An 18,793-nucleotide genomic window follows, 5' to 3' on the forward strand; every position below is an offset into this window, starting at 1 on the left:
TATTGCGTATATTCGCCCACAGTCTTTTCCAACTTGACAAAGTTGGAAAAACCAAATTCGCAGCTTTCGATCATCTCCCAAGTAGTCATCTCTAAATTAATTTCTAATCTGCTAACCGATTCGAGGTGACCAGGTAATAATGATTAATTTTTTTTGGAACCAAGCGAAGGAACCCTTTTCTTACTAAGGTAAAGAGATTCCTGCTTTCTTCAAAAGGTTTAAAAATTCTGGCTCGGAAACCAAAGTCACTCCAAGTTCGGTTGCCTTTTCTAATTTGGATCCAGCACCGGGGCCGTAGAGAAGGTGGGTGGTTTTGGAGGATACGCCGGAAACTTTTTTGCCACCGTGTTTGGTGATGAGGTCCATGGCGATATCTCTTGGTTGGAAATTTTCGAAACTTCCCGTCACACACCAACTTTGACCAACAAATGGTTGTATGTCGCTTTTTTCGGTTTCATCGGCTTGGAATTTTAGGCCAAGTTTGATCAGAGTTTTTACGAGTTTGAGTGTTTCTTTGTCTTTCAGATGAGCGAGTAAGGCTTCGATGGTTCTGGGACCGATGCCGTGGATGGAAGTCAGCTCTTCTTCTGCATTTTTGGATTTTGCGAGAGTGACAAGTTTATCCCAAGCGTCAAATCCATGTTCAATGAGGATTTCTGTGACTTTGGGACCAACTTCGTTCAGGCCAATGGAAGGTAAGGTAAAACGGAAATCTTTTTCTTTGGATTTTTCTATGGCATCAAAAATGATTTTCACGGATTTTTCGGCAAAACCATCTAACTCAAGTATTCTGGTCTTGTGTTTTTCTAAGGTATAGAGATCGGGAATGTCTTTGACCCAACCTTTTTCAAAAAACACTTGGATTTGTTTTTCGCCAAGGCCTTCGATATTCATTTGTTTTTTGGAACAAAAGAAAATGAGTTGGTTTAATTTTCGTTCGGGGCAGTTACGATTGGTGCAGAAAAAATCAACGGAATCGTCTACCTTGGTTAGTTTAGTTTTGCAAGCCGGACATTCTTTTGGTAATACAAAAACAAATTTTGGAGGAACGGTTACTTTTTCCACAGCGGGAATGATTTCCCCTCGTTTGGAGATGAGAACTTTGGCACCGATTCCTGCGCCTAGTTGGTCAATATAGTCTTGGTTGTGTAAGGTGGCGTAAGTGACAGTGGTTCCTGCAAGGGAAATTGGTGTGACTTTGGCACGTGGTGTGATTTTTCCTGTCCGTCCTATAGCAAAATCAATTTCTTCTATGGTGGTTTCTTTGAGGAGAGCATCAAATTTAAAAGCTCGTGCCCACCGCGGGGAGTGGCTTGTTTCCCCCAGGTTTTCGCGAAGATTGAGGTCATCAAGTTTGATCACAAGCCCGTCCACAGGGAAAGGCATTTTGTCTTTTTTCTTTCTAAAAGATTCAATTTCTTTGATTAGATTGTTTCCTTTGATGATGGACGTGTCGGGTGCGAGGGGAAACTTTTCTTTTTTTAATAAGGTAATGATGTCTTTATGTTTGTTGATTCCTTTGCGGGAGGAGGAAAAATATACATCATAAACATAGATTCTTAACGGACGTTTGGCGACATCTGCCGGATCTTTTTGTTTGATGGAACCGGCACTTAAGTTCCTTGGATTGGCAAATTTTCCACCGTATTCTTCGTTGAATTCTTCGAAGTCGGCAAATGTCATAAAAATTTCACCACGAACCGTGAGACTCAAAGGTTCAGATAGTGTTTGCGGAATGGATTCAATGGTTTTTACATTTTCGGTAACAATATCACCAATACCACCAGAGCCCCTTGTCACACAGTGAGTGAGTTTTCCGTTTTCATAGTATAATAAAATGGAGGCGCCATCGATTTTCCATTCTAAAGAATAAAGCTCAGTTATCCCTGTTTTTTCCAGCCATTCTGCAAGTTCAGTTTCATTGTATGTATTCTCTAAAGAAAGAACTGGGACTTTGTGTTTGAACTTAGTAAATTGTGGAGAGAGGTCAGAGCCCACTTTTAATGTAGGAGAGGAATCATCCGCCAAATCGGGATTAGACTTTTCTAAAGATTGTAATTCTTTGACTAAAAGATCAAATTCTTTGTCTGAAATTTTAGGTGTATTGTCTTTATAATAAAGATCGTTGTGTTTTTGAATCTCTTTGCGAAGCTCAGCGATTCGTTTGGCGGGATTTTCTTTCTTAGGCAATCAGTAAACTCCTGCTTGCATGTATTGTTCGGGATCCGTTTTTCCTTCTTCCGAAATGAATATTTCGTAATGTAAGTGTGGACCTGTTACGTTTCCTGTTGCACCCACTTCGGCAATTTGTTCTCCAGCTTTGATTTCTTGTCCGTTTCGCACATAAATTCTTGAACAGTGACCGTATAACGTGCTAAAGCCGAAGTCATGTTGGATGATGACGTGATGGCCATATCCCACATTGGAATAGGTAACACGAACCACTCGACCCGGTGCCGAAGCATAAATAGGGGTTCCTGTAGCATTTGCCATATCCAAACCGTCATGGTATTCCCAATAACCAGTGGTAGGTGACTTTCTCATCCCAAAAGGAGAAGTTAAGTTATAAGAATACATGGGATTAAAAAGTGGGGAACGAGATAAAATATCGGAACGTTGGTATAAAAATTGAAAATTTGCTTCCACCAAACGTTGGTAATTGTCCATTCGGTGTTTCAATTGGCGAAGGTCATAAATTTCGCTCAAATACTTACGGCCCACATCCAATTGTTTGTCTTCTCTCTCTTCCTTTTGTAAGGATTCCACAGCAGAAGTTTCGATCCAATCCTCTGCAGGAATTTTTAAAAGTTCGTCATCTTGTCCATCAATGAGTGTAAAGAGTTCTAACATGTTTTCGTTCAGTTTAGAATACTCTTCTTTCATCTCTTCTAGTTGGCTTGCGTGAGTGATGTAGGTATCGAAATAAGTTCCGTAAATTTTGGAGAGTTGGTTGATTTGTGTTTGGGTGTTGCTCGAGCCTACAATCCCAAAGATGGCAAGGCTTAAGAGCCCAACGGTCAGCGCCAAAAAAAATAGAATGGTAAAATGCGAAATTTGGAAGTGGAAAGAACTATCATATCCGTGAGGAATGACAAGAATGGTCATCCGTTGGTGACCTTTTTCTTTCACCTTATCAATCTGTTTCTTGATTTTCGGATTATCTTGTGAAAAAACAGATGTAATCTTTTTAATTTTTTTCTTCATGAAGAACCACGTGGCCTACATAAATATAACGTTCCGATTCCTCTCAAGGGTCAAGTGGAAATCCCTATTTCTTGGGATCGGTCTCATTTTGGGATTCTTGAGTTTTGTCGCATTGGCAACCAATTTGCGATTTTGGTACGTGTACGAAACTTCCATCCACTCCCACCAGCCGACGGAAATCCCTGAAGCGGAAGTGGCGATTGTTCCTGGTGCGGCTGTGTATGGAAAAATTCCTTCGCCGATTCTTATGGATCGATTGGCCTGCGGTTTGGAATTGTATAATGCGAAACGTGTCAAAAAAATCTTACTTTCGGGTGACAATGGAAAAACCGATTACAACGAACTTCGGCCTATGTTGGAATTTATGTTAAACCATAATGTGAAACCAGAAGATATTTTTGTGGATCATGCCGGTTTTCGAACACTCGACACTCTCATTCGTGCCAAAGAAGTTTTTCTTGTAAAAAAAGCAATCTTTGTGAGCCAATCCTTCTTTTTACCAAGGGCCATTTATTTAGGTAGCGAGTTAGAACTCGAGTTATACGGTTACGAATGCAATTTACGAACTTATAAAAAAGAAACTTATTATTCCTTTCGTGAGTTTTCGGCAAGAATTCTTGCTTGGTGGGATATCCAATGGGACACACCACCAAAATATTTAGGCAAACCCTATCCCATTGAAGGGAGTGGAGTTTCTACTTGGAAAGGATCCATACCTATTTCATCACATAAGTAAAGTTATGTGTATATATTTGAAATAGAATGATTCTACTTCCCTCAAAAATAAATTCTTTTTTCTAAGTTTATTAGAACTTTCGTCTAATCATTTTGAGGAAGAAAGTATATGGTTCGAATCATCCTAGGTATTCTTATTAGTTTCTTATTGGCTTCTAACATTTTTGCGGTAGAAGTCACAAAGAAAAGTATAGAGTTTTATGTAGAACATACAACAAAAAATGTAACTGGTGTTTGTAATGAATTTCAAATGGAAACACCCAACATCCAAGTTTCTAAGAATGGTTATCTTTTAAAATCTCCCTTTGAAATTAAAATTCCCCTTTTGAAAATTACTTCTGGGGATTCCAATCGTGATTCTCATATCCAAGAAATCTTAGGATATCCGGATTCGCCAAACGTTCTTGTAAAAATTGAATCGATACAACCGGGAAAAGATCAGACCTACTCAATTAAAGGCAAATTGACCATTCATGGAAAAACAAAAGATTTTGCGACTGACGCTCTGGTGAAACCAGAGAATCCGAATTCCATTCAGATCGAAGGATCTGTCACGGTTAAATTCTCAGAGTATGAATTAGAAAATCCTTCTCTACTTTTTATGAAAGCAAAAGATGAAATTTTGGTGAAGTATCATTTTCAGATTCAATTGAAATAAAGTTTGGAACGAATCAACTAAAATGATTGGAAGAGTAATTTGTAAATTAGGTAAAAATTGGAAACTTTAAGTTCCGAGAAGTTCGACGAGACGATTGTATTTGAGGATGATTCGTTTTGTCATCTCTTCACCTTTTTTATTAATATCAGGGTGGTATTTTTTTAAGAGTTCTTTGAATTTCTTTTTTACTTCGGTGATTCCTGCACCAGGTTCCAAATCAAAAAAAGCCAATAGATCTTTGAGTTCGATAGAAACTGTTTTTACGATCTTTTTTTTCTTCTTTTTGGTTTCTCTAAATCGACCATATAACTCATAATAGGTTCTATCTCTAAATTCACGAGTGATGTCTCGAAAGTTGAGAATCTTTGTTGGAATCAAACTTTTTAAGTATTCGTATAAAAATTCTTCGGCTCCAAACTCGGGATGAATTTCGAACTTTTCTAAAAATTGGTGGATGGATCTTCTCACAAAAAAATCAATCTCGAACTTATCCATCAAATAAGAATCAACGGCATCATCAAAATCCACAGTAGCTGCTGTTAAAAGTAAAATGAGTTCACGGTCTAGTTTGTGATTGGCGACTGTTTTTTGAATGAGTGTTTTGTAAGATTCTCGAAGTTCAAATAACGGACGTTCACTAAAAAAAATTCCGCCTTTTAGGAAATCCTCGGCGACTTCATCCAACTCCAAAATCCATGCGAGAAAATCGACAAGCAAGTCCCCGTCGACTTCATGGAATCCACCGGAAAGTGTCATTTGTGGTTTTGCGGATTTGAATTGATAAACTTTGCGAAGGCATTCTTCCTTTCTGATTTCCAAAAGTTCAGAAAGGCGATCATAGGACATAAACCATTGCATGGACTCAGAAACGTTCTGCAGTTCGAAGATGACATCGTGCAGAATTTGTTTGGATTTTCTCGTTTCCACTCTTTGGACCATACAGAATCGACTCTAGAACCAATTTCAAACTTGGGCGACTTTTTTGCTAGTGAATCCTATTCCTTTTTTTGAACTGGAAGAATGAGCCACCATATTTCAGAACATCCTTCCTTACAACCGTTCGATATTTCCGAATACAAGGGAGTTCGAGGTAAGAATTTTTACGAAATAGACCCCGCCTTACAAAGGATGGTTCAGCGTTATTCAGAAACTTATACGCCAGAACATAAAAAAGCGATGGAAGAACATATTCGCAAGTACGGGGAACTCGTGGGTGGCATTCTGGATGAGCTTACCGAAGAGTGCCACAAAGAAGGAAAATACGGCGAGGTTGTTAAATATGACCGAACTGGCAAACGTATCGATTTTATCAAATATTCAGAAGAACAAAAATTAGCACGAAAGATTTCTTATGACCACGGTGTGGTGAATTTAGATTTTCATCCCGAATGGAAATTTGATTTTACACATATCCATCGTTATGCGCTCACCTATTTGATGAATATGAATGGAGAGGGTGGAGTTGCTTGTCCTTTGGCAATGACAGATGGAATCATTTTAGCCCTCAAAAAAATTGGAACAGAAGATCAAAAGAAAAAATACCTACCTCTCGTTGCGGGGAAGGGAAGTTCTTCGCATTTTATGGCTGGCCAATATGTAACAGAGAGAGTGGGGGGAAGTAACGTTTCTGCCAACCGCACCATTGCCAAAAAACTTCCAAACGGCAAATGGGAGTTAACTGGTGAAAAATGGTTTTGTTCCAACCCCGGTGATCTTTGGGTGACAACCGCAAAGATGGAAGGAACCAATACTGTAGGTATGTTTCTTGTTCCCAGGATCAAAGAAAATGGAGAACTGAACGGACACCATATCTTACGAAAAAAAGACATCATTGGTTCCCGTGGAAAACTCACTGTAGAAATTATTTATGATAAAGTAGAAGCCGAAGAGTTTGGTCGTCCCGGTCATGGCCTTGTGAATCTCATTCGTTACATCATCAAAACCTCTCGTTTGCATGTGGGAATTGGTTCTAGTGGAAACGCGAGAAGGTCGGTGATGGAAGCTTCCGAATATGCGAAGTACCGGACGGCTTATGGAAAAAAGATTTTAGAATTTCCTTCTTTTACAAAGACACTCGCAGAAATGCAAATCTTACAAACAGGGAATTGTTTTGTAAACTTTCGGTCGGCAAACCTGGCTGAGAAGAGTGATGATGCCGCAGAGATTACAGTTCCTCTTATGAAGTACAAATCTTCTTCGCAAGCCAGTTATATCACGCAAAAAGCAATCTTAACTTTGGGTGGAAATGGAATCATTGGGGACTTTTCTCCACTGCCTCGCCTCCATAATGATTCCATCATCAATGAAACCTGGGAAGGAACCCATCTCATCATTACCGATCATTGTTTGCATGCCTTACAAAAACCAAAAGTCTATGCAGCGTTTCAATCCTTGTTAGATGAATTGACAAAGTCGGCAAACCAGTATCCAGAATTAAAAAATGCATTGAATGTATTCCAATCCAAACGAAAAGAATTGGAAGATTGTATCAAAAATCAGTCTAAAGATTGGAAAGATATGAATCGTGTTTACATTGCAGATGTAACTTACCAAGTATTTTTACTCGCTGAATTTATCGAACAAGTAGCGCACGATAGCGAAAGGAAACTCGAAACAAAGTATCTACATTTTGCCAATGGATACGCGGAAATGGTGCGAGACGGACTCGAAGCACCGAGACAAAAAGAAGGAGTGTTTTTTGATCCAAAGGCCATAGAAACCTTTCTTTCTTTTTAAAATATGGAGAACTTTTTACTATTAGGAATTTGTTTTGGGTTGGGGCTTGTTTTTCGAAGATTGCCCCAGTTTCCTGAATCCACTCCTAAAGTGTTAAACGGATTCATCCTTTTTGTTTCTTTGCCCTCTCTTGTTCTTTATCATGTTCATGAATTAAAAGTGGACGCCTCTTCTCTTTTGCCTTCCTCCATGCCATGGGTTGTATTTGGTATTGCTGTGGTATTCTTTCTTGGATTGTACAAACTAAAGGTTTTAAAGTTCCACACAGCAGTATGTCTTGTGTTAACTGCTGGTCTCGGTAATACTTCCTTTGTTGGGTTTCCACTACTCGAAACATACTTAGGCAAAGAATCTTTGGGTTATGGAATTTTAGCTGACCAACTCGGAACTTTTATGGTTCTTAGTTTTCCGGGAATCATTTTAGCATCCATTGCTATGGATGGGAAGTGGGACTTTTCCACTCTTTTCAAACGGGTTCTGGGATTTGCTCCCATCTATGCTTTGTTTGTTGCCATCATCACTCGCCAATTCCCTTACCCGGAAGCATTAAAATTGGTTTTACTCCGACTGGGTGACACTCTCACGCCACTGGCTTTGGTATCAGTAGGTTTTATGTTGGATCTGCGCACCATTGCAGGCCATGGCAGAGTTCTGGCCTTGGGACTGGGTTTTAAGTTGGTTTTAGCACCTTTATTTGTATATTGGATTTATTCTCCCTTAAAAGAGGATACCTTACTTTACCAAACTATTGTTTTGGAATCGGCAATGGCTCCGATGGTCACTTCCACAGTCATCACAATTGAAAAAAATATTTCTCCCCACTTAGCAAGCCTTATGTTAGGAATTGGAATTCCTATTTCCTTTGGCACAACTTACGTTCTCAACTTTTTGTTGAAAGGAAACTATATTTGAACCTTAAATTTTTACTTCTACTTGTACTTGCCATGGTCTCTTGGGGAATCTCTTGGCCCATTGGCAAAATGATCGCAGGATCTGTTCCCGTTTCTGTTTTGGTGTTTTGGAGATTTCTCGCTACTTTTCTATCAATCATTCCCTTACTTCTTGTGATGCGAATTCCTTTTAAACTCAAAACAGGAAAGGATTATTGGAATGTTCTGATCGGTGGAATCATTTATACCTTTTATAATCAATTTTTCTTTATGGGTTTAAAAAATGGACTCCCTGGGGCCGGGGGAGTTCTTGTTACCACTCTGAATCCAATTGTTACTTTCTTTATTGTTGTACTCGTGCAGAAGAAACGAATTTCCAAACGACAAGTGATCGGTTTGTTTTTTGGATTTCTTGGTGGTCTTGTGATTTTGCAAGTATGGAAGATCAGTATCGATTATTTATTGTTATCTGGTAATTTATTCTTTTTATTATGTTCTTTTGTTTGGGCCATTCTTTCTCTCAATAGCCAATCTACTGGGAAATCCATGTCTCCGGTTACTTATAGTTTTTATGTCTATGCAGTGGGATCGATCATCGAATTTCTATTTTGTTTCAATGATCCTAGTTTTTGGAAGGTTTGGGACATGGGTTTTGATTTCTGGGCCTCAATCTTCTATCTAACTGTAGTCTCAACTACCTTTGGAACCACGGTTTATTTTTACGCAGCCACTAGGCTTGGACCAGAAATCGCGAGTAGTTTTATCTTTATCGTTCCTCTCTCTGCCTATTTGAGTAGTTTTTTAATACTAGATGAAGTGGTTCAAATTCCCGTCATCATTGGTGGATCTTTAGCCATCCTTGCAGTATATCTAATCAATTCGAAACAAAAAGCGAAGGAACCGAATCTTTGATGAAGAAGATCTCTTGGAAAAAAAGATTTAAAATTTGGTTATTTAACTTTTATCCTCCCTATGTAGGAGCCGGAATTCGCATCAAAGAAATTGCTCCAGACTTTTCTTATTTTCGTTCCGAAATGAAGTTAAAATTCTATAACAAAAATTATGTGGGAGTTCATTTTGGTGGATCCTTGTATTCTATGTGTGATCCCTTTTTTATGTTAATCCTTTTGGAAAGATTGGGTTCTGATTATATAGTTTGGGACAAAGCTGGAAATATGATCTTTGTAAAACCAGGAATGGGTAAGGTCATCGCTGAGTTTCGCATTTCTGATTCGGAAATAGAAAGGATCAAAGAAGAAATCGAAGTGAAGAAAAAAGGGGATTATCTTTTTACTACGGATGTAAAAAACGAAGAGGGTGAGGTGATTGCCAAACTAGAAAAGACAGTTTACATTCGCAAACGGGGAAGGCTCCCCGTTCAAAATGGATAATCATTAGAAAAAAAATCTCTTATACTTTTCCTTAGTTAATAGCATTAGTATTTTTTATCTTCGTCTTCTGGAATCATACTCGCATAATACAAAAGTAAGGCATCATTTTTAGAATGAACCACTCGATTGGATTCTTCAATCATCTTTCGTTTTTCCAAAATCCGTTTTCCTTTTTCCCATACTTCTTCTGGATCTTTGATTAGATAGTTTCCATCATGACGAGAAATAAAATCCTCAACTAACATTGTACTCTGCGAAAGTTCGACAGAAAAATCATTCTCCGCTAGGATTTTAGCAACAATCTGGTTCGGTAAAATTTTATGATACTGTTTCCAGCCTTTGGTAATGCGGTAACTGAGCTCGAGCGTTGGATCTTCCGTATGTGCGTATTCGGAAATGGGGATGGGATCACAAAACTCTACATACACATTGGAACGTTTGGCAAGAAATCCTGCCATTCCTAACTCTTCTGGCATATTGCAGAACTGATTGTCTTCGGGAACGGTTTCATACGATACAGAAATGGGAACAATCACAATCTCTGTTCCTGAACTTCGGAACGCATTCACTGCCGTTGTCAGAAGTCCTGTTTTTACAGGTACAATGGCTCCCGTGCGGGAACGAGTTCCTTCAGGATAAACAAGGGATGGGATTCCTTGTTCCAACATCACTTGTGAATAGAGAGTCAAACATTCTAAATACAAACTGTTCCTGGTTCTTTCCCGGTCCACTGCATAGGCGCCAAGGGACTTTAACATCCATTCCCAAAAAGGATTGGACATTAAATTGATTCCTGCCGCATAACGAGGAACAGGTAGTCCTAAGTGAAACAAAGAATAAGCCACTTCCACAGAATCTAAGTGAGATCTATGAGTGGGAGCGTACAACAAATTGTATTTAGAGGAAAGGGCTTTCACGACTTCTGTTTTTCCACCAATATGGGGAATCATGGAGCCTTTCAAAAAACCACCAGAGAAAAGACGGATGGGAGCCACAAAACGAAGGACAGATTCTCGAACCGTCGGACTATAGTTGTCAGCAATTTCTGTTACATAGAACCGAACGAGTTCTTTCACTAAAGTGTTCTCTTCATCTTTTTGGCAGTTTTGAAACCTTTGCCAAATTTCTAGTTCTGCTTCAAACTTAACTTCATCTAATTTTTGTTTTTTACGAATGGCTTTAGTCAGACGTTTCTGCGTGGATTCGATGACGGCCGAAGATTGTTTTTTAACTCGAATCACTGTTCCCGGAACGTTACTGATGTGTTTTAGAATCCGATCCACAAGAAGATTTTGAAAATCAATTCCGGAGGTTAAGTTAAGACCAACCTTCTTTTGAACCACGAGTGGAATGTTTTTGGATTCTGTTTTTTTACCACAGATCAAATCAACGAGGGCATCTGGTGGTTGTTTTCTTGTTAGTACATCAAACAAAGTTCTGTGTAAGGTAAAAGGAAGCCGAATCTCGTTGGCAAGTTCAATGAGAATACTCAGTGCATAAGTTCCTTCTACGTTATCATGCCATTTTGTAGATTCTCTTTCGATAAAAGATCTGGGAGCAAAGAAAATTTCAATTCGATCTTTGATACTTAGTTTTTCACCACCTGACAAAAGTTCACCGACAATTTTTTGTCCAAACCCTCTGTTTCTACTTTTGTTACTTGTGGCTGTAGTAATAAAATCGGCAAGTCCCGATCTTCCCATCACAGTGTCAGGCCTTGCACCATAACGCATAGCAAGATCCCGAACTTCCTGAAATCCCACGGATAAAATTTCTCCAAGTAAGTTGGATCCATAACGAGGAAGTAAAGATACGATCCCACTGGCAATGGCCATTGGATTTTTTGCGACACCTACAATTTCCATTCCCACAACATCATCGGTTACCGATGTATTGATAAAATTGGAAGTGAGTATTTCCGAAAGGTATTCGGAAGTTTCTTTTTCGTAAGAACCAATATTAAAAAAACTAAATTTCTCATCTAGAATTTCGCCTAAAAGAGAAGGGCCATTCACCACTGCCACTGAGGCATTGGAAAAATTTCTTTCTTTTAAGTAGTTTTGTAAGTATTGCGAGTAAGTAATGAACCCAGTTTTTTTTCTATTTTTGGAATCCAAAATTCCTTTGGTCAAAAAAGAAAATACATAACTATTGGTTGGATCTAAAACTTCCAAAAGGGCATGGACACTATCCAAAAAAGACCGAGAGGGAACGGCAACATGAAAGGCCCAATCATCTCTTCCAAAAGCATCCAAACTGGATACAATCTCGATATGGTCAGGAAGATCAATGGTCTTTCCCATAATCTCTGTTTGGCGGCGTTTTTTTAGAGCTTCTACCAATTCTTTGTCTGGAATCCAGAGAGTGATGGGGTCGAACTTCTGTGCCAATACGGAAGCGATAATAATACCCATTGGGCCGCTTCCCAGAACTGCTTGTTTTAAGTCGTTATAGGCTATTTGCATAAAAAATTAACATTACGAATCGAGGGGGAATCTCACTTTATTTGTTTGCTTGAAACGATTCGAGTCTATCGAAAAAGTATCAGGAGAGTGTAAATCGTCAAGTCACAATGATTAGAGCCGGTATTGTATTTTCAAGTCTAACCGTGATTCCTGCCCTCTTCGGCTGGTATCAAAACTGGCTCGGTCTTACCCGACCGCAAGAGATCAATTTGGCCATAGCCTTACTTGTTTCCTTTCTTTGGGTGACAGAACTCTTCCCTCTCTATGTTACGGGTTTTTTAGTTCTATTTTTAGAACTGGTCTGGTTACTTCCGGCTTGGGGACCAGGGGCACCAAAAACGATTACTTTCCTATCTTGTTATTTTTCAGAGACCATTTTACTGTTCTTAGGTGGATTTGTAATTTCTTCGGCCATCACATCCTACGGATTGGATTCTGCCATTGCTCGGTTTGTGATCCGAAAAACGAAAGGTTCCGCTTTTTTACTCCTCCTCTCCTTAGGTTTTGCCACTGCTTTTTTATCCTGTTGGATGAATAATACTGCCACGGCTGCGATGATGCTTGGCCTTGTTTCTTCTATGATGAAATCTTTAGAAGAGAACAATCCTTTGCGAAAATCACTTTTATTCATTGTACCATTTTCTGCCAATCTGGGAGGAATCGGAACACCGGTAGGAACCCTTCCCAATGTAATTGGAATTGGGTATTTGCAAGAGAAGGGGTTGGAAATTGGGTTTTTAAATTGGATGGGATTTGCCTTTCCTGTATTCATCCTTTCTGTTTTTGCACTTGCTATTCTTTTGTACATTGTGTACTTAAAAAAAGACAAATTGGGAAATTCTGTCGCGTCCATCCAAGTTTCTGAAGTCGATCTCTCTCTTTCTAAGCGAGATCGTTCCATTGCTTCGGGTATCATCGCCATTACTATCTTTGGTTGGATTACTTCTGACTGGCATGGAGTCTCTAATGGAACTGTAGCTTTGTTTCCCGTGATTGTATTTTTTGGATTTCGACTTTTGGATTTAAAAGAATTTCGAAACCTTTCTTGGGACGTGCTCATTCTTATGGGTGGCGGGATTGCCCTCGGTAAAGCTTTTGAGGAAACGGGACTCGCAAAACATTTTGTCGGATTGTTTATGTTAGGTGATTCGGGTCAATTGGGTTTATTTTTATTTTTTTCCATCCTATCCCTCGGCCTTTCGTGTTTCCTAAGTAATACCAGTGTGGCCAATTTGATTCTCCCCATCACCATGGGTTTGCCCACAAATCTGATTTTGCCTGCAGCCATTGGGGCCACCATCGGTGCTTCTCTTGCCATGCCACTTCCTGTATCCACTCCACCCAATGCTTTGGCTTTCAGTTATGGTGGCATTAGAAGTCTAGAGATGTTAAAGGTTGGTGGCATCATTTCCATCATCGCTTGGACCTTTTTTGTGACAGTCGGGGGCCTGATTTTACATCTCTTGGGAATTGTCGATTTTTCTCGGTTTTAAAAAAAAGACTTTTCCTCTCCTCAACTTCCATTACTCTACTTTCGAATTATGCGAAGTATTCGATCTCTTTTAGTTTTATCAGTATTTGTCCCATTTTTTCTTTTTTCTTGTTACAACTATATCAGCGAAGATGTTCCCATCATCGCAAGACCTGATTTCAAACAACAAATTGCGATCCTTACCATTAAAGTTTCCACTCCCGAAAATGATAAAACCAAAAGAGAAATCACAGCAATTTATACAAAATACTTAATGGAAACTGGGTATTTTGGTCGTGTTCTATCGGACGGAGTCCGGGCCAACCATCATATCGATTTGTATACAAGTGAAGTAAACGAATACGAACATTTTTGGATTTCTTCCATTTCCACCTTATTTATGTTAGGTACTGCTGGGTTATTACCTTCCATATACTCTAAAGAACGAGTCCTCCATGCCGATTTTTATTTAAACGATAAACTCGTAGGCCGCGAAAAGTATCGGCAAAAACATTCCACTCTATTTGGAATTCCATTTGTATTTATCTGGGAAGCTGGAATCAAAGAAGCGAAAACAATTCACTTTAACAAAGAAAAGAATCTAATCCATAATGTGGTTCAAGATTACAATCGTTACCTATAGGAGACTTTATGAATTTTCAAACAAAATCAAACCTTTACACATTCCCATCTCGAACACTGACCATTGTTTTTGTTTTGAGTTTATTTACTTTCGTTTGTAAAACTCCCGAAGTTAAAAAAGCTCCCGTTGTAGAAGTTAAAAAACCGGAACCTGTAGAAAAGGTTGTGGAACAACAAGATCCCAATTTAGCTTTTTTAGAAAGTATTGAGGACGGTCGGGAATTACCGGAATCGGATAAGTGGAAAGTCGAACAATACGATGTATTTACAGAGGATAGTTTTCCATCCTATGCTCCGGCAAATAGCGCCATTGATTTTGCAAAAATCGATTATCCATTGTTAAATGCTGCTGTTTTTTATGTTACATCCAAAGAAAGGAAAACTTTAGGCCTTCGTCCTTTTAAATATTCGGAAAAGTGTGAACAGGCAGCTTTCGGACATGCGCAAGACATGGTAACTTATGATTTTTATTCCCATACAAGCACTGTGAATGGAAAAGAAACACTTCGAGATCGTTTGGATTTGGTGGGAATTGTGGATACATACTCTGCAGAAAATATCATTAACGCATTTGGAATTCAATACCAAGGTGGGCGTGCTGTGTTCACTCCAGTGCAAAACGGCGGACCTTTTTTTAGTTATACAAAAGCGGGATCACCCATTCCCAATCATACCTATTTGAGTTTGGCAAAAGCTGTGGTAGAGATTTGGTTTAACTCACCGGGACACAGAAAGAACATCCTCAATCCAGAGTTTACGTATATGGGTGCAGGGACTTCCTTTTACAAAGATAAAAAGTTTTATGATATAGATAAGGTAAAGGCCGTACAAGTGTTTACGGCTAAACCTTAGTTCCGAATGACAAACTTAACTTATAATCAAGATTTGGTTTTTGGATATTCGACCGAAGGAAAACCTCTTTTTGGATATAAATGAATTTTATTTTTTAGCAAAACTTGCGACTCAGATTTGTGACTCAAAAATTTCACTGATTACTATCGTAGAAGGAAAGGATCAAAAACCAATTGCAGAATCTGGGATTGCACCAGATCAAATTCCCTCTCTAGTTTCTTTTGTTACCCAAATCATAGGGCCATCAAAAGAGATGGTGCAGATCGAGAACTACAATCACACACAGAACTCCAAACAAACTGCGAATTTTCTTAAGGAGTTTCCCACTCAGTTTTTGATTGGGATTCCTTTGGTTTCAGAGGATGGATCTATTTTGGGAGCAATTTTTGTTTTAGATGATAAACCAAAAACTTTAACTGCAAACCAATTGGAACTACTCCGAGAAATTTCAACTCGAGTGAAACATTTAATCCAACAAAAAACAAACGATACACAAACGAATGAATTAATTTTACAAAGTTCTAGTTCCGATGGAAAGTCCTTATCCTTGTTTGGAACAAAAGAAGCCATTGCTGAAATTCGAAAATTGGAAAAGGATCTTCGGGCCAGTGAAACTGCTTTTCGCGGGAACTTTGATAATGCTGCGGTGGGAATGGCCCTTATTGATGAAAATGGGAAATGGCTTAAGGTGAACAAAAGGGTTTGTGAAATTGTAGGATATGCTGAATCGGAACTCATGCAGTTAACCTTCCAAGACATCACTCACCCCGATGATTTGAATGCAGACTTAAGTTATTTAGAGGAACTTGTCGCTGATAAACGAAGGTTTTATCAAATGGAGAAAAGATATTTTCACAAAAATGGAAACATCGTCTACATTATTTTGGCTGTATCGATGGTGAAAAATGAAGAAGGAAAAGTTCATTATTTTGTTTCTCAAATCATTGACATCACGGAATGGAAGTTAGTTGAACAAAAATTAAAACTAGCTTTAGCCAAAAACCAAGCCATTTTAGACGCCAGCACTTTGGTTGCCATTATTAGTACCGATACAGAGGGAATGATTACTGAGTTTAATAATGGTGCCGAACGAATGTTTGGTTATTCTTCAGAGGAGTTAATCGGAAATTTTACACCTGAAATTTATCATATCGAAAGTGAAATAGAAAATCGAGCTAAATTACTGATGAGTGAATACAATCAAATCATCGAAGGTTTTGATATTTTGGTTTACAATGCAAAAATTGGAAAACCAAATACTCTCGAATGGACATATAAAAGAAAAGATGGATCCACTTTTCCTGTACTTCTATCCATAACTGCTGTAAAACAAAATGAAAAGATATCTGGTTTTTTGGGTGTTGCTGTAGATATTTCTGAATTAAAAAAAGCAGAAGCAGAAATTCAGTCTTTACTCGATATTACAAATGAACAGAACCATCGACTGAAAAATTTTACCAATATTGTCTCTCATAATTTGCGATCTCATAGTTTTGGAATTAGTGGAATGATGGATATATTACAAAAAACATATCCTGATTATTTTCAAAATGAAATGATGTTATTGTTACTAGGAGCCACTGAAAATTTAAAACAAACCATCGAAGACCTTACCGCAGTGATTAAGGTCAATATGGCCCAAGAAAATTATGAATCGATCGATATTGGTCAGGTAGTTCAGAAAAATATCGAAAGTTTAGCCTTACAAATTTTAGAATCAGATTTAAATATGGAAGTCAACTTACCATCCCCACTATTGGTTCGTGGAATTCCTGCCTATTTGGATAGCATAGTGCTGAATCTAATGACCAATGCAATTAAATACAAAGCGAAAGATCGAAATAGTTTTTTAAAGGTCTCGGGCTCACGCAAAAACAAATTTGTTGTGATTCAGTTTGAAGACAATGGCCAAGGGATCGATTTAAAGAAACACGGAGACAAACTTTTTGGAATGTATAAAACTTTTCATGAAAATAAAGAAGCAAGGGGAGTTGGATTATTCATTTCAAAAAACCAAATAGAAACGATGGGAGGAAAAATAGAAGTTGAAAGTAATGTAGGAACTGGTACAAAATTTACTGTATTTTTACCCTATGAATAAAATTAACTTAGCCTGTGTTGTGGAAGATGACCCCGTTCACCTTTTTTTAATAAAACAAATTATTTCCCTTTCGGGACTCGTGAACCACACCTTGGTCTGTCAAAATGGAAAAGAGGCCTATGAAATGCTAGCCTCTCGGGTTTCTCTAGAAGAAAATTTACCGGAACTCATCCTTTTAGACTTAAATATGCCTGTATGGGACGGTTGGCAGTTTTTAGATGAATTTACTTCCATTTCGGTGTTTCAAAATATCACAGTTTATATTGTCACAAGTTCTTCCAGCGAGGAAGATTTACGCAGAGCAGAGAAATACAATCTAAGTGGAAACTATATAGTGAAACCGATCACTTTAGAAAAACTAAAAGAAATCATTTATCAAATGAACTAAATTTTCTGGTTCGAATTTTTATGAGAGAATGTGATCTTTGAGCGAGTGGCGAACCGACGGTTCCTTCTACTTTGCCATTTTTAGAACAATTTCAAATTCTTTTTTAGTCACAGGTTGGATCGATAACCGAGATCCTTTTTGTGTCACAACCATCTTCTCTAGACCTTTCGTGTTTCGTAAAGTATCCAAAGGAATCAGGTCTTTAAACTTAGTATGGGGTTTTAAGTGCACTCCATACCATCTGGGCTCAGTACCTTTCAATTTCGGATCAAAGTATTTGTGGTTGGGATCAAATTGGTAAGGATCCGGTGTTGCTTCTTTGGCAATTTCCGCAACGCCGATTATCCCTGGTGGATCGAGCCTACTATGATAAAATAGAACCAAGTCACCTAACTTAACTTCGTCGCGAAGATAGTTACGTGCTTGGTAGTTTCTTACCCCTTCCCAATAAGAGAGTTTTTCTCTAATTAGGTCGTCGATAGAGAACACATCTGGTTCTGTTTTAAAGAGCCAATACTTCATCAATACTTCTTATGAAGAGTATGCAGGTTTTGTTGCCGAAGCACCTTTGCCTTTTTTAGATCCTAATCCTGATTTGGAATCAGCGAATTTATCAAAGGAAGGTTGGACAATATCCATTAACTCTTGTGCATCGATTGTTTCTTTTGCAAGAAGTGCTTTCGCAATGGAATCCAATTTCTTTTGGTTCTTTTTCACCAAATCGCGACCTTTATCAAGGCATGTTTGGATGATGCGTTTGACTTCTTGGTCAATCAATGCTGCAAATTCTTCAGAGTATGGTTTACTTGTATGACCGTAATCTCTTCCCATAAACGGAGAAGTTTCTCCCGATCCGTAATGGATGGTTCCTAGTTTTTCAGACATACCCCATTCACAAACCATACGGCGTGCAATGTTGGTTGCTTGTTGGATATCGTTAGAAGAACCGTTAGACGGATCACCAAAGATCAGTTCTTCGGCAATGTATCCACCCATAGACATAACAATCCTGTCCAAACAATAGTTTTTACGATAGGAATGTCTGTCTTCCACAGGAAGAGATTGGGTAAGACCAAGAGCTCTACCACGTGGAATGATGGTTACTTTATGAACAGGTTCGGTATACGGCAGTAAGGTGCCAAGAAGTGCGTGACCTGCTTCATGGTAAGCTGTCATTTCTTTCTCTTTGTCAGAGATAAACATAGACTTACGTTCAGGTCCCATCATAACTTTATCGCGTGCTTCTTCGAGTTCTTCTTG

General features: G+C 38.6%; 17 protein-coding genes. 11 read left to right on the forward strand and 6 right to left on the reverse strand.

Annotation, left to right across the window (positions count from 1 at the left end):
• Window positions 1–183: 183 nt before the first annotated feature.
• Both ligA and JWG41_RS07220 read right to left on the reverse strand, forming a co-directional pair.
• Window positions 184–2,190 carry an NAD-dependent DNA ligase LigA gene (ligA, locus tag JWG41_RS07215; RefSeq protein ID WP_205269252.1) on the reverse strand — a complete coding sequence of 669 codons (2,007 nt, stop codon included), beginning with the start codon at window positions 2,188–2,190 and terminating at the stop codon, window positions 184–186.
• On the reverse strand, window positions 2,191–3,204 hold the full coding sequence (locus tag JWG41_RS07220) for a M23 family metallopeptidase (protein ID WP_205269253.1): 1,014 nt from the start codon (window positions 3,202–3,204) through the stop codon (window positions 2,191–2,193).
• Here JWG41_RS07220 and JWG41_RS07225 point away from each other — a divergent pair.
• Both JWG41_RS07225 and JWG41_RS07230 read left to right on the forward strand, forming a co-directional pair.
• Window positions 3,203–3,940, forward strand: coding sequence for a SanA/YdcF family protein (locus JWG41_RS07225; RefSeq protein WP_205269254.1), 738 nt, complete (start codon window positions 3,203–3,205; stop codon window positions 3,938–3,940). The genes JWG41_RS07220 and JWG41_RS07225 overlap by 2 nt on opposite strands.
• A 108-nt stretch (window positions 3,941–4,048) precedes the next feature.
• The gene (locus JWG41_RS07230; RefSeq protein WP_205269255.1) at window positions 4,049–4,597 is read left to right on the forward strand and encodes a YceI family protein; all 549 of its coding nucleotides are present in this window, start codon (window positions 4,049–4,051) and stop codon (window positions 4,595–4,597) included.
• Between the two features lie 66 nt (window positions 4,598–4,663).
• On the opposite strand, the gene JWG41_RS07235 is transcribed toward JWG41_RS07230, so the two are convergent.
• On the reverse strand, window positions 4,664–5,536 hold the full coding sequence (locus JWG41_RS07235; RefSeq protein WP_205269256.1) for a molecular chaperone DnaJ: 873 nt from the start codon (window positions 5,534–5,536) through the stop codon (window positions 4,664–4,666).
• 81 nt (window positions 5,537–5,617) lie between these two features.
• Between JWG41_RS07235 and JWG41_RS07240 the strand changes: the two genes are divergently transcribed.
• The 4 genes from JWG41_RS07240 to JWG41_RS07255 are packed head-to-tail and all read left to right on the forward strand — an operon-like array spanning window position 5,618 to window position 9,614.
• Window positions 5,618–7,333 carry an acyl-CoA dehydrogenase family protein gene (locus tag JWG41_RS07240; protein WP_205269257.1) on the forward strand — a complete coding sequence of 572 codons (1,716 nt, stop codon included), beginning with the start codon at window positions 5,618–5,620 and terminating at the stop codon, window positions 7,331–7,333.
• Window positions 7,334–7,393: 60 nt separating this feature from the next.
• Window positions 7,394–8,245, forward strand: coding sequence for an AEC family transporter (locus JWG41_RS07245; protein WP_232373833.1), 852 nt, complete (start codon window positions 7,394–7,396; stop codon window positions 8,243–8,245).
• The gene (locus JWG41_RS07250; RefSeq protein ID WP_205269259.1) at window positions 8,242–9,135 is read left to right on the forward strand and encodes a DMT family transporter; all 894 of its coding nucleotides are present in this window, start codon (window positions 8,242–8,244) and stop codon (window positions 9,133–9,135) included. Before JWG41_RS07245 ends, JWG41_RS07250 begins: the two co-directional genes overlap by 4 nt.
• Window positions 9,135–9,614 carry a DUF4442 domain-containing protein gene (locus tag JWG41_RS07255; RefSeq protein WP_205269260.1) on the forward strand — a complete coding sequence of 160 codons (480 nt, stop codon included), beginning with the start codon at window positions 9,135–9,137 and terminating at the stop codon, window positions 9,612–9,614. Before JWG41_RS07250 ends, JWG41_RS07255 begins: the two co-directional genes overlap by 1 nt.
• Window positions 9,615–9,658: 44 nt before the next feature.
• Here the strand turns inward: JWG41_RS07255 and JWG41_RS07260 are convergent, their stop codons facing one another.
• Complete coding sequence (locus JWG41_RS07260) at window positions 9,659–12,079, reverse strand: 1-acyl-sn-glycerol-3-phosphate acyltransferase (RefSeq protein ID WP_205269261.1); 2,421 nt, start codon at window positions 12,077–12,079, stop codon at window positions 9,659–9,661.
• 107 nt (window positions 12,080–12,186) lie between these two features.
• Between JWG41_RS07260 and JWG41_RS07265 the strand changes: the two genes are divergently transcribed.
• From JWG41_RS07265 to JWG41_RS07285, 5 genes are all read left to right on the forward strand, one after another.
• Complete coding sequence (locus tag JWG41_RS07265) at window positions 12,187–13,572, forward strand: SLC13 family permease (RefSeq protein WP_205269262.1); 1,386 nt, start codon at window positions 12,187–12,189, stop codon at window positions 13,570–13,572.
• A gap of 48 nt (window positions 13,573–13,620) precedes the next feature.
• Complete coding sequence (locus tag JWG41_RS07270) at window positions 13,621–14,193, forward strand: hypothetical protein (protein ID WP_205269263.1); 573 nt, start codon at window positions 13,621–13,623, stop codon at window positions 14,191–14,193.
• 8 nt (window positions 14,194–14,201) lie between these two features.
• Complete coding sequence (locus JWG41_RS07275; protein ID WP_205269264.1) at window positions 14,202–15,044, forward strand: CAP domain-containing protein; 843 nt, start codon at window positions 14,202–14,204, stop codon at window positions 15,042–15,044.
• Between the two features lie 70 nt (window positions 15,045–15,114).
• Window positions 15,115–17,145, forward strand: a complete 2,031-nt coding sequence (locus JWG41_RS07280; RefSeq protein WP_205269265.1) for a PAS domain-containing sensor histidine kinase — start codon at window positions 15,115–15,117, stop codon at window positions 17,143–17,145.
• A complete protein-coding gene (locus JWG41_RS07285; RefSeq protein ID WP_205269266.1) occupies window positions 17,138–17,533 on the forward strand; it encodes a response regulator in 396 nt (131 codons plus the stop codon). The genes JWG41_RS07280 and JWG41_RS07285 overlap by 8 nt, the downstream gene beginning before the upstream one ends.
• 66 nt (window positions 17,534–17,599) lie before the next feature.
• Here JWG41_RS07285 and JWG41_RS07290 read toward each other — a convergent pair whose 3' ends face one another.
• Window positions 17,600–18,055 (reverse strand): EVE domain-containing protein, encoded by a 456-nt coding sequence (locus tag JWG41_RS07290; RefSeq protein WP_205269267.1) that lies wholly within the window; start codon window positions 18,053–18,055, stop codon window positions 17,600–17,602.
• Between the two features lie 9 nt (window positions 18,056–18,064).
• The coding region (locus JWG41_RS07295) for an ATP-dependent metallopeptidase FtsH/Yme1/Tma family protein (protein ID WP_476737618.1) at window positions 18,065–18,793 on the reverse strand (729 nt) is incomplete at its 5' end.

It is taken from the genome of Leptospira chreensis, assembly GCF_016919165.1.
GTDB classification, from domain to species: Bacteria; Spirochaetota; Leptospiria; order Leptospirales; family Leptospiraceae; genus Leptospira_A; species Leptospira_A chreensis.